Source organism: Bacillus sp. JJ1764 (assembly GCF_036962145.1).
In the GTDB taxonomy this organism is placed as follows: domain Bacteria; phylum Bacillota; class Bacilli; order Bacillales; family Cytobacillaceae; genus Neobacillus.
The window spans coordinates 1-11263 of record NZ_JBALNY010000152.1 but is presented as its reverse complement, the minus strand read 5'-3'; the positions used below and the strand labels follow the sequence as shown (position 1 = coordinate 11263).

General features: G+C 36.9%; 12 protein-coding genes. 9 read left to right on the top strand and 3 right to left on the bottom strand.

Features of this window, described 5'->3' with window-relative positions; translation table 11 throughout:
- A partial coding sequence (locus V7083_RS19130; RefSeq protein WP_335480901.1) for an aspartate kinase occupies nucleotides 1–1201 on the top strand: 1201 nt, incomplete at its 5' end.
- A 142-nt stretch (nucleotides 1202–1343) separates the two neighbouring features.
- Here V7083_RS19130 and V7083_RS19125 read toward each other — a convergent pair.
- Entirely contained in the window at nucleotides 1344–1796 is a 453-nt protein-coding gene (locus tag V7083_RS19125) for a YslB family protein (protein WP_438823749.1), read from the bottom strand.
- Nucleotides 1797–2205: 409 nt separating this feature from the next.
- Between V7083_RS19125 and V7083_RS19120 the strand changes: the two genes are divergently transcribed.
- From V7083_RS19120 to V7083_RS19100, 5 genes are all read left to right on the top strand, one after another.
- Nucleotides 2206–2817: a succinate dehydrogenase cytochrome b558 subunit gene (locus V7083_RS19120; RefSeq protein WP_335480899.1), complete on the top strand. Its 612-nt coding sequence runs from the start codon at nucleotides 2206–2208 to the stop codon at nucleotides 2815–2817.
- Between the two features lie 56 nt (nucleotides 2818–2873).
- A complete protein-coding gene (sdhA, locus tag V7083_RS19115) occupies nucleotides 2874–4625 on the top strand; it encodes a succinate dehydrogenase flavoprotein subunit (protein WP_335480897.1) in 1752 nt (583 codons plus the stop codon).
- Between the two features lie 20 nt (nucleotides 4626–4645).
- On the top strand, nucleotides 4646–5407 hold the full coding sequence (sdhB, locus tag V7083_RS19110; protein ID WP_335480895.1) for a succinate dehydrogenase iron-sulfur subunit: 762 nt from the start codon (nucleotides 4646–4648) through the stop codon (nucleotides 5405–5407).
- A gap of 181 nt (nucleotides 5408–5588) precedes the next feature.
- On the top strand, nucleotides 5589–5813 hold the full coding sequence (locus tag V7083_RS19105; RefSeq protein ID WP_042459328.1) for a helix-turn-helix domain-containing protein: 225 nt from the start codon (nucleotides 5589–5591) through the stop codon (nucleotides 5811–5813).
- A 220-nt stretch (nucleotides 5814–6033) separates the two neighbouring features.
- On the top strand, nucleotides 6034–6213 hold the full coding sequence (locus tag V7083_RS19100) for a hypothetical protein (RefSeq protein WP_335480893.1): 180 nt from the start codon (nucleotides 6034–6036) through the stop codon (nucleotides 6211–6213).
- Nucleotides 6214–6819: 606 nt separating this feature from the next.
- Here V7083_RS19100 and V7083_RS19095 read toward each other — a convergent pair.
- Together V7083_RS19095 and V7083_RS19090 are read right to left on the bottom strand one after the other, a co-directional pair.
- The gene (locus tag V7083_RS19095) at nucleotides 6820–7128 is read right to left on the bottom strand and encodes a hypothetical protein (protein ID WP_335480891.1); all 309 of its coding nucleotides are present in this window, start codon (nucleotides 7126–7128) and stop codon (nucleotides 6820–6822) included.
- A 312-nt stretch (nucleotides 7129–7440) separates the two neighbouring features.
- Nucleotides 7441–7899: a hypothetical protein gene (locus V7083_RS19090; RefSeq protein ID WP_335480889.1), complete on the bottom strand. Its 459-nt coding sequence runs from the start codon at nucleotides 7897–7899 to the stop codon at nucleotides 7441–7443.
- Between the two features lie 215 nt (nucleotides 7900–8114).
- On the opposite strand from V7083_RS19090, the gene V7083_RS19085 reads away from it, so the two are divergent.
- The 3 genes from V7083_RS19085 to racE all read left to right on the top strand — a co-directional run bounded on the left by V7083_RS19085 (nucleotide 8115) and on the right by racE (nucleotide 11096).
- Nucleotides 8115–8969, top strand: a complete 855-nt coding sequence (locus V7083_RS19085) for a metallophosphoesterase family protein (protein WP_335480887.1) — start codon at nucleotides 8115–8117, stop codon at nucleotides 8967–8969.
- Nucleotides 8970–9837: 868 nt separating this feature from the next.
- Nucleotides 9838–10287 (top strand): MarR family winged helix-turn-helix transcriptional regulator, encoded by a 450-nt coding sequence (locus V7083_RS19080; RefSeq protein WP_335480885.1) that lies wholly within the window; start codon nucleotides 9838–9840, stop codon nucleotides 10285–10287.
- Between the two features lie 14 nt (nucleotides 10288–10301).
- On the top strand, nucleotides 10302–11096 hold the full coding sequence (gene racE / locus V7083_RS19075; protein ID WP_335480883.1) for a glutamate racemase: 795 nt from the start codon (nucleotides 10302–10304) through the stop codon (nucleotides 11094–11096).
- Nucleotides 11097–11263: the final 167 nt, after the last annotated feature.

Below are 11263 nucleotides of genomic sequence, written 5' to 3'. Positions count from 1 at the left end.
AAAGTTTGGCGGTACTTCTGTTGGAAGTATTGAAAGAATATTAAATGTAGCACAATGTGTTAAAGAAGAAACTGAAAGAGGGAACCAAGTGGTCGTTGTTGTCTCGGCAATGGGAAAAACGACAGACCAACTTGTAAATATGGCCAAGGAACTCTCCTCTCAGCCAAATAAGCGTGAAATGGATATGCTCCTCACTACAGGAGAACAAGTAACGATTTCTTTACTATCAATTGCCCTAAACCAAAAAGGGCTTGCAGCTGTTTCCTTTACCGGCTGGCAGGCTGGAATCATCACTGAACCGATTCATGGAAATGCGAGAATTTCCAAAATCCATACAGAGGCCATCAGCAAACAATTAAATGCTGGAAAAGTTGTCATTGTGGCGGGATTCCAAGGCGTAACAGAAGATGGACAAATTACGACATTGGGACGCGGTGGCTCTGATACAACCGCTGTCGCTCTTGCAGCTGCATTAAAAGCAGATAAATGTGATATTTATACGGATGTTACCGGTGTGTTTACTACCGATCCGAGGTATGTAAAAAGTGCTCGAAAATTGCTCTCGGTTTCTTATGATGAGATGCTCGAGCTTGCAAATTTAGGTGCTGGTGTATTGCATCCGCGGGCAGTTGAGTTTGCCAAGAATTATCAGGTGCGGTTAGAAGTCCGTTCTAGTATGGAAAAAGAAGAAGGTACAGTGATTGAGGAGGAAGCAACAATGGAGCAAAATTTAGTAGTACGTGGAGTGGCATTTGAGGCCGACATTACGAAAGTAACGGTTTTAGGCTTGACGAATTCTTTAAACAGTCTCTCAACTATTTTTACTACCTTAGCCCAAAATCATATTAATGTAGATATTATTATCCAAAGTACAACAGAAACAGGAGCTGCCAACCTCTCCTTTTCTATCCAAACGAATGACTGGATAGAAACCTTAAATGTTCTTGAAAACAATAAAGAAAGTTTAGGATATGGGCAGTTGGATGCAGAGAACAAGTTGGCAAAGGTATCCATTGTTGGCTCAGGTATGATCTCCAACCCAGGTGTTGCGGCCAAAATGTTTGATGTCCTTGCAAATCAAGGAATCCCGGTGAAAATGGTCAGTACCTCAGAAATTAAAGTTTCTGCCGTTGTGGAAGAAAAATACATGCATAAAGCAGTTGAAGCGCTCCATTCTGCATTTGAATTAGGAGATCAGTAATTTCTAAAAAAAGAAAATGGTGACAGGCACCAAGGTACCTGTCACCATTCATTAGCTGATGGAAAAGTTAAACATCATATTAGGAATATATGCAATTACTTCTAAAGAACTCGCTAATCGCCGAGTTTTTTTATGTTGTCATTTAAATCAGATCTTTCAAATCCCATTTAACCGTGAAGCGAACTTTGTTTGATTTTTTGACAGGATGTTCGTATGTTTCGGAGATCATTCCTTTTTGTTGTTCGAACTGTTGAGCCAAGAAGCCGGCTTCTAATTGATAGAAGTGTTCTGATTTTGATTTTACCCGAGATACAAGGAGCGGGCTGGTCAGTTCTAGTTCCATTTCATTTTTTGACTCATTTTTGATCATGAGAGTGCCCCATGAAGCTTTTTCAAAAAAATCAATAAGTTCTTCCATATTTTCCAATGGATATTTACGGGCGAGGCGTTTTCCGGCCCAATACAATATTTCGGGAGTATCTTTACCAAAAATCTCAGGTAGAAGCACTTCCCTTATAAGTTCATATCCAAAAACAGACATGGACCTCGGTTCCGCCGTGTTGCCAATTTGATCAGTAACTATGCTTTCTTTCACAAGTTTCCCCTCTTTCTATTATTCTATTATATACAAAATCGACGAATTTTCATTACCGAAATCGGAAGAAGTTATAGGGCAGGATTTGTTATCTTAATATAACACCACTTGTTTATTGTCATAATTATCATTACCAAAATAGTGGAATTATCACCCGTAAGATAATGGAAATTAAACGAATGAAATAAAGCGCTTTCATTTTTCGACATAACTAATAGCGCTATAAATCATCATACATTTATAATATCAATATATTTAAAAAATTTTATATTTAACTAGTTTTTATGTATCCGTTTCCTTGACGCTATTTGTCGTTGGGAGTAAAATGAACATGTCACATAATTGTCACACTGATAGTGGGAAAAATGTAAGATTCAAACTTTTTTTAAAAACAAAAGGGGGTAATTCAATGGCGGCGAATCGCGAGTTTTTTTATCGGAGATTGCATTCACTGCTTGGGGTCATTCCGATTGGGATTTTCCTTTTACAGCACTTAACTGTCAATCATTTTGCAACTGGGGGAGCAGAATCATTTAACAAAGCTGCAGATTTTATGGGGAATCTTCCATTCCGTTATGTCCTGGAAACGTTTGTTATTTTTTTACCAATTTTATTTCACGCAATTTATGGCCTTTATATTGCTTTTACGGCTAAAAACAATGTTAGCAGATTTGGAACTTTTAGAAACTGGATGTTCTTAATCCAACGTATTACAGGGGTTATTACTCTCATATTTATTGCATGGCACGTATGGGAAACTCGTTTGGCATATGCGATTTATGGAACAGAAGTTAATTTCCAAATGATGCAGGATATCTTATCTTCACCAATCATGTTTGCTTTTTATGTAATCGGAATTATTTCAGCTATTTTCCACTTTTCTAATGGTTTATGGTCTTTCTTGGTTACATGGGGCATTGCTCAAACACCGCGCTCTCAAAAAATTATTACATATGTCACGATGATAATTTTCTTAGCGCTTTCTTTTGTAGGAGTTCAAACATTAGTTGCTTTTGTTTAATAGATTTAAAACGAAAACGGAAAAATATGGATTTTGGATTGAAGGAGTGAGTCACGATGAGTAAGGGAAAGGTGATCGTAGTCGGCGGCGGATTAGCTGGCTTGATGGCAACTGTGAAAGTTGCGGAACATGAAACACCGGTGGAATTATTTTCTCTAGTTCCAGTTAAACGCTCTCACTCTGTTTGTGCCCAAGGCGGTATTAATGGAGCAGTAAATACTAAAGGTGAAGGGGATTCACCGTGGATCCACTTTGATGATACGATTTATGGCGGAGACTTCTTGGCAAATCAGCCTCCTGTAAAAGCAATGACAGAAGCGGCTCCAGGAATTATCCATTTATTTGACCGGATGGGTGTTATGTTTAACCGTACGCCTGAAGGATTGCTAGACTTCCGTCGTTTTGGTGGAACACAGCACCATCGTACTGCATTTGCTGGGGCAACAACTGGACAGCAATTATTATATGCGCTGGACGAGCAGGTTCGCCGTCATGAAGTGGCAGGCTTGGTTACGAAGTACGAAGGCTGGGAGTTTCTGGGGGTAGTTACTGATGATGAAGGAACTTGCCGCGGAATCGTAGCTCAGGATTTAAAAACAATGGAAATTCGTTCATTTGTTGCTGATGCTGTGATCATGGCAACCGGAGGCCCAGGAATTATATTTGGTAAATCTACTAACTCTGTTATTAACACGGGTTCGGCAGCTTCCATAGTCTATCAACAGGGTGCTTACTATGCGAACGGTGAAATGATTCAAATCCATCCTACAGCTATCCCTGGAGATGACAAGCTTCGTCTCATGAGTGAATCGGCACGTGGTGAAGGCGGTCGTGTTTGGACATACAAAGACGGAAAACCTTGGTATTTCCTTGAGGAAAAATATCCAGCTTACGGAAACCTAGTACCACGTGATATTGCAACACGTGAGATTTTCTCTGTTTGTGTCGATAGTAAGCTTGGAATCAATGGAGAAAACATGGTTTATTTAGATCTATCTCATAAAGATCCACATGAGTTAGATGTTAAATTAGGCGGTATCATCGAAATTTATGAAAAGTTCGTTGGCGATGATCCGCGTAAAGTTCCAATGAAGATTTTCCCTGCTGTTCACTATTCAATGGGCGGCTTATGGGTTGATTATGATCAAATGACAAATATTCCTGGTCTGTTTGCTGCTGGTGAATGTGATTATTCACAGCACGGTGCAAATCGTTTAGGAGCGAACTCATTATTATCTGCCATTTATGGAGGTATGGTTGCAGGGCCAAACGCTGTTAGATATATTGGCGGCCTTGAAAAGAGCTCTGATGCAGTTTCTTCAACCGTATTTGATCGCCATGTTAAAGAGCAGGAAGAAAAATGGAATGGCATTATGTCATTGGATGGTACTGAAAATGCATATGTTCTTCACAAAGAGCTTGGTGAATGGATGACTGATAATGTAACAGTTGTTCGTTACAATGATCGTCTCTTAAAAACGGATGCAAAGATTCAAGAATTACTAGAACGCTATAAGAAAATCAATATTAATGATACAGCGAAATGGAGCAACCAGGGGGCAGCGTTCACACGTCAATTACAAAACATGCTTCAATTGGCTCGTGTTATTACGCTTGGTGCTTACAACCGCAATGAAAGCCGTGGTGCTCATTACAAACCGGAATTCCCTGAACGTAATGATGAGGAATTCATGAAAACAACAATGGCTAAATTTGTTGATGCGCAGACTGCTCCAGCTTTCCATTATGAAGATATAGACGTATCTTTGCTTCAACCAAGGAAGCGGGATTACACTAAAAAGCACTAATAGGAAGGGGAGTAGGAAAAATGGCTGAAAATAAAACTATTAAATTTATTATTACTCGTCAGGATACTCCAGACGCTGCCCCTTATGAGGAGACGTTTGAGGTTCCGTATCGTCCAAATATGAACGTGATTTCTGCTTTAATGGAAATCCGTAAAAATCCAGTAACTGTTGACGGAAAAGAAACAACCCCGATTACTTGGGATATGAACTGTCTGGAAGAAGTATGTGGCGCCTGCTCAATGGTCATCAATGGCAAACCGCGTCAATCTTGTTCCGCTCTAGTTGACCAATTGGAGCAGCCAATTCGCCTGCAGCCAATGAGTACGTTCCCGGTTATCCGTGACCTTCAGATTGACCGTAGCAGAATGTTCGATTCTTTGAAAAAGGTTAAAGCATGGATTCCAATTGATGGAACCTATGATCTTGGACCTGGACCAAGAATGGCTGAAAATAAGCGCCAATGGGCTTACGAATTATCGAAATGTATGACTTGTGGAGTTTGCTTAGAGGCATGTCCTAATGTCAACAGCAAATCAAACTTCATGGGACCATTTGTTTTTGGACAAGTTCGTTTGTTCAATGCCCATCCAACTGGCTCTATGAATAAGGCAGAACGTTTAAATGCCTTTATGGAAGACGGCGGTCTTCAAGGCTGTGGTAATTCACAAAACTGTGTTCAAGCATGTCCAAAAGGAATACCACTTACCACTTCCATTGCAGCCATTAATCGTGATGCGACCTTCCAGTCATTCCGAAACTTTTTCGGCAGTGACCATGATTGATTGTAACAACAAAAACCTTCTTTTCTATAATGAAAAGAGGGTTTTTTTATATGATGAAATAAAAACATGATCCTTTCAATAATTACAGTCACTACCTGCAACATGTTCACATATGATATGGTGACTAAATATATACCCACCCCCGGTTCATAACTGGCGAAGGCAAGGAGGGTTACAGTACTTGAAGGAGAATGATTATACTCACAAGCCATTACTCACTAAACGGGAAAGAGAAGTATTCGAGCTGTTAGTACAAGACAAAACAACCAAAGAGATCGCTAGTGAACTTTTTATCAGCGAGAAAACAGTTCGGAACCATATTTCTAATGCCATGCAAAAGCTTGGTGTAAAGGGGCGTTCACAAGCAGTTGTAGAACTCCTTCGAATGGGAGAGCTAGAACTTTAAACATGACCGGCATCCTTTTAGGAGGCCGGTTCATACATTTCTACAAACGTTGATATAATAGGATTTTTTAGATTCATAGGTAAATATGCCGAAATCCCTTTGAACATAATAAATATGGCCTGAGGAGTGGCATTTTATGAAAGATTGCATTAAGGAATATTTGTTGGACATTCAGAATTAATGCTTTTCAAAAGCAACAATCAATAACAAAAGAAACGCAATGACCCAGTTCGCAGAGTGGTGTAAAGAAGATGTTTTCGATGATGTAATGAAGATTAGTGGTAAAGGTGTACCGCTGTACGTACTTCAAAAGGCAGGAACGGCTATTGGTATCGAAGTGAGGATTCTTGTCCCATTCAATGAAAAGATATTACGCCCAGTCGATGTTTGCGACTACTGATCTTTACACAGTATCACGTCTTCTTGGTCATAGCAACGTTACTACAACCCAGATATATGTTCAGTCAACTGAGGATAGAGTTATTATATAAAGAGGAATGGCTTCCTCTTTATCCAACATGTAGGTTAGAAAATAAAGTGTTTGTAAATTAGAGGACTCGAAAGGGTTCTCTTTTTGACTGTGCACTTAGCGTAATTATGTTGATATTGGGTTCATGTTACAGTAACAAAGGGGAGTTTGCCGCAAAATTCATTCGAGCTTTTGATATAATAGCTTATATTAAAAGGAAAATAATTCTTGGAAAGCAGTTGGGGGAAGTGCGGGAAAATAATTGACTGAGGTACAAATAAGATGGTATGGGGCATACTGCTTCTTTTTTTTCAATAAGGAAATACATGTTAGTTTATCTTTTGAATATAAAAAAGCCAAAAATATACAAGAAATAAATAAGAACTTGCATATTTTTGACTTATTGATAACTTGGGGGTATTAAACAAAAGCCCCCCAAAAAATTATATTTCTTAACAAACCTTCATTTGGTGAAAAATATACGACCTCTTCTTTAAGAATCATACTAGTTCATTCAAACTATTCTTTTCAAAAAAATTAGCCCCACCACATCACACAAACAAATATTGACCACATAGATACGCATATACCTAACATGCCAAAACCCAAAATATATATATGAGAATATTTTTTATCAATTTTTTTTACCCTAATCATCAAATATGCTAATAAAGGAATAACTAAGTATATAAAGACACTAGTAACCGTAAAGACGGTTAAGTAATATACTGGCGGACTTTTAAGATTGATATGTTCATACACAAAATATGCTAAAGATTGTCCATATACGCCTATTAAAGTTGCAAATATCATTAACATCCATATAAAGAAATGCTCCTTTTTCAATTCTTATTCCCCCTTAACATATACAAGGCGGTATTTATACCTAGGTGTAATTTTACACTAATTATAACAAAAAGCCCTATAATTGAAAATGCTTTTTTTACACCATTCTGCAAAGTTAAGATAATTAGCACTGTTAAATAATTGGGTATTAAAATAAATGTTGATACAGTTTTGATTTGAGTATTGATTTAAAATATCCACCAAATATTCCTGAAATCTATATCAGTTCAATAAAAAACTTATTAATCGTAGCATTTGTAACAAGATTTAAATAAAAATAAAGGAGGGATTACACCCTCCTAGAAATAGACATTATTGTTGAAAAACAAATTGTTCACTATATTTTCGTGGATAGTCATTTTTATCACTTTTCTTTGTCCAAGTAACAATAACTTTTAACTGAGTTGCCTTAGTGTACAAAGGAAAGTTTTGATGGTGAAAAGGCTGTTCCAAGCTATTATGTTCATAATCAACAGTGAATAATTCGTATTGTGTTGTTGAGTTAGGTTCATTTCTATATGCCTCAACTTTAACCATTTTAATGTCTTTGTCACCAATATTTTTGATGTTAAGGCTATAAACATTATATAAATCTGGCTTCGTTGATTTGTTAAGCTTCGTGTCATCGCTGTCAGCTTTACCAACAATGACTTCCCATTGTTTCGAGGATTCCTTTGAAGGTAGGTTTTGCAATGTTGCAGCTAAAGAGTTAATTGGAGCTAGGATTATAGCTATGATCATTGATAAAAGTAAATTTGTTGGCTTTTTCATTCACATCACATCCGTTTTTTTCTATTAGTTTTTAAATATTTAGTTTTTTTATACTGTTAAAAAGTTTTTAGGATAAAGTTCAATAAAATTGAAACTTCTTCAACAAAAGCTGCGAGCTTAATGGATTCCATAATATACCACCAAATGATAAAATAAGGACTATATTTTTAATTTTTAATTAACTGTAAATTTTTAGGGAGGACAAAATAAAATAAATGAAACATAGAATTGCTTTACTTGCAGATGTCCATGGAAATGTTAGTGCATTAAAAGCAGTTGTTGAAGATTCTTTAAAAGAAGGTGTCACTGACTATTGGTTTTTAGGAGATTTAATCATGCCTGGGCCTGGGGCAAATGATTTATTTGAAATATTAGAAACTATTAAAGTTGGTATGTATGTAAAAGGAAACTGGGAAGACTGTTTCCTTGACGTGTTGAATAAAAGGATAGATTTTGATAATGCAACTGATATCTATGTTTCTCGGTTAGTTCAGTATCAGTGTGAAAATTTGAATGAAATCTATATTAATCTAATTAAGAATTTACCATTACACGCAACAAAACAAGTAAATAATCTATCAATCAGTATTAGTCATAATCTACAAAATAAAAATTATGGTGGAGATTTATGGCCAACTAATAATCAGGAAAATTTTGATCAGTTATTTGAGCATGATTACGATATTGCGATTTATGCACATACCCATCATCAATTGTTACGCTATAGTAGCAATGATCAATTGATTATTAACCCAGGTACTATTGGACAGCCATTTTACAAATGGGACAAGTTAGGTTCTGACCTTCGTGCACAGTATGCGATTCTTGAAATCGATGTGAGAGGGATTGTTGAGGTAAGATTTAAAAAAATTTCTTATGATGTAGAAAATGAAATAAAAAACGCTATTAGTAATAAACTTCCTTATTTTGAATTGTATCGAGAAGTACTCGATACTGGAAAAACTCATACCCATGATCTCGACTTACTACAAAAGCTCAATGATAGATACAATTATAAAGAAGAAATAATTAATTTTTTTGAAAAAAACTTTTGGGAAAATAAATTATAAAATAAACTTATACAACAAATGGATGCTTTTGTTCAATAGCCGAGCTTTGGTCACATCGTGGTCACGTTTTTCATATTTTTATGTCTTACGGAGTAAAACAAAGAAAAATAACAACCTCCGAAAAACCTTGATCTAAAGTGTTTTGCGAAGGTTATAGAATTTTAAAGGGTAAAAGCGTCCCGGCATGGCATGCAAGAGGTTGTCGGTTCGATCCGAAAATACCATACGATTTAGGCCTTCCTTTTGGCAAGGTCTTATTGTGTTTTATTTTGATTCTTACAATAGATTTCAGAAGATATCGAAAGTTAACCGTCGAGACGTTGCTCTAATAAGGAAAATAACGCATAGGAGGTGCTTTTTTTTCTTTTTGAAACGAAATCAAAAGCTCAAACAATGCATAGCATTCTTGTGTAGCCTATTCAATAATTTCGGAAGAAGGAGCAGGCTCATGCTAGGATGTGGAGGAAGTTCTAGAACAAGCCAAATTGCATGCAGCCAAATGTAATGCTCTAAATAGGGAAACATATATAATAATGAAAGAAGTCGGAAGAAATTTGATGGTTTATATCTTATCTAATAGATTGAAGATCAAAATCGCTTGAATTTGCCGACATCCTTTTGTTTAAAGGGAGTTTCACAATCACTTATTTACCAACACTCTTTTAAAAATACTATCGATATTGAACCGGCTTCCTTTTGGGAGGCCGGTTCATACATTTTTTGAGATAAACCTGATTTACATAGGAAAACAATAGTTTCAACTTGAATTTTTCTCGAAAAAAGTAGAAAATAAGGACAAGCTTATGGTATTAACCTGTTGAAACGGAAATAAACCTGAGGAGAAGCTAATTTTTAGGAGTGTATATAAATGAAACTCGAAAATTCTCAAACATTAAATGGGGACATAGTTGCCAATATTGAAAAGGATCTACGGTATATTTCGGGCATTATCAAACAAAAAGGCAGAGAATTGCTTACTAATTATAAAATTACACCTCCACAATTTGTAGCCTTACAATGGCTGTTTGAAGACGGAGATATGACAATTGGGGAGCTTTCCAATAAAATGTATTTGGCATGCAGTACGACAACAGATTTAGTGGACCGCATGGAAAAAAATCTCCTTGTTGAACGAGTGAAGGATCAAAATGACCGACGTGTAGTGAGAATACACTTATTAGAAGAAGGAAAACGAATCATTGATGAAGTAATTAAAAAACGCCAGGTATATTTGGCAGAAGTATTAAAAGATTTCACAAGTGAAGAAATCCGGCTTCTTCAAATTAATCTGGACAAACTGCATCAAGAAATGCGATAAATGGGGCGAGAGTTTTGAAGCAAGCGATTGGTGTCATAGATTCTGGTGTAGGAGGGTTAACGGTTGCCAAAGAAGTCATAAGGCAGCTGCCTAATGAAAAAATTATCTATTTAGGCGATACATTACGATGCCCATATGGACCCAGAACGACCAAAGAAGTTAAAAAATTCACTTGGGAATTAACTAGATTTTTATTGAAAAAGAATATAAAAATGCTGGTGATTGCCTGCAATACGGCAACAGCTGCAGCATTGGATGACATTCGCCGGGAGCTTTCCATCCCAGTCCTTGGCGTTATTAACCCTGGGGCGCGTGCAGCTATTAAAAGGACGAAAAATTACAGGGTCGGTGTCATTGGAACGGATGTTACCATAAAAAGCGGCGCCTATGAAGTTGCTTTGAAATCACTTAATAGTAAGCTTTTTGTTACGGGGCACTCGTGTCCAAAATTTGTTCCCTTAGTTGAAAGCAATGAACTCAACGGGCCGATTGCTGAAAAAATTGTCATTGAATCCTTAAAACCATTAATGGATCAAAACTTAGATACACTCATTCTTGGCTGTACACATTATCCGCTGCTAGAACCACTCATAAAAGAAGTCATGGGTGATAAGGTCAATGTTATTAGTTCAGGAGATGAAACTGCTCGGGAAATTAGCGCAATTTTGCAATATAATGGAATGCTCGATCCCGGATTGGAAGAGGTAGAACACGAATTTTATACAACAGGTTCCACGAGGATCTTTTCAAAGATCGCTTCACAATGGCTGGAAACACCGATTGAGAATGTCAAAAAGATAACACTGTAAAGAAGGGCTCATTTATTTTATGGGGCTCTTTTTTTATAGGCTGTGTTAAAGATCAGTGTTGATTGTTTACACTCTGTTGATTGGAGCGGAAGGTGCGAAGACTCCTCGAAAATGCTAACGCATTTCCTTCGTGCGTGGGCGAATTCTAGGAAGAGAATCAACGTCCT

Bases quoted from the DNA above. Each gene is read 5' to 3' on its own strand.
- V7083_RS19100 (WP_335480893.1), top strand. From the start codon at position 6,034: ATGACCCAGTTCGCAGAGTGGTGTAAAGAAGATGTTTTCGATGATGTA.
- V7083_RS19090 (WP_335480889.1), bottom strand. From the start codon at position 7,899: ATGAAAAAGCCAACAAATTTACTTTTATCAATGATCATAGCTATAATC.
- V7083_RS19085 (WP_335480887.1), top strand. From the start codon at position 8,115: ATGAAACATAGAATTGCTTTACTTGCAGATGTCCATGGAAATGTTAGT.
- sdhB (WP_335480895.1), top strand. From the start codon at position 4,646: ATGGCTGAAAATAAAACTATTAAATTTATTATTACTCGTCAGGATACT.
- V7083_RS19120 (WP_335480899.1), top strand. From the start codon at position 2,206: ATGGCGGCGAATCGCGAGTTTTTTTATCGGAGATTGCATTCACTGCTT.
- sdhA (WP_335480897.1), top strand. From the start codon at position 2,874: ATGAGTAAGGGAAAGGTGATCGTAGTCGGCGGCGGATTAGCTGGCTTG.
- V7083_RS19080 (WP_335480885.1), top strand. From the start codon at position 9,838: ATGAAACTCGAAAATTCTCAAACATTAAATGGGGACATAGTTGCCAAT.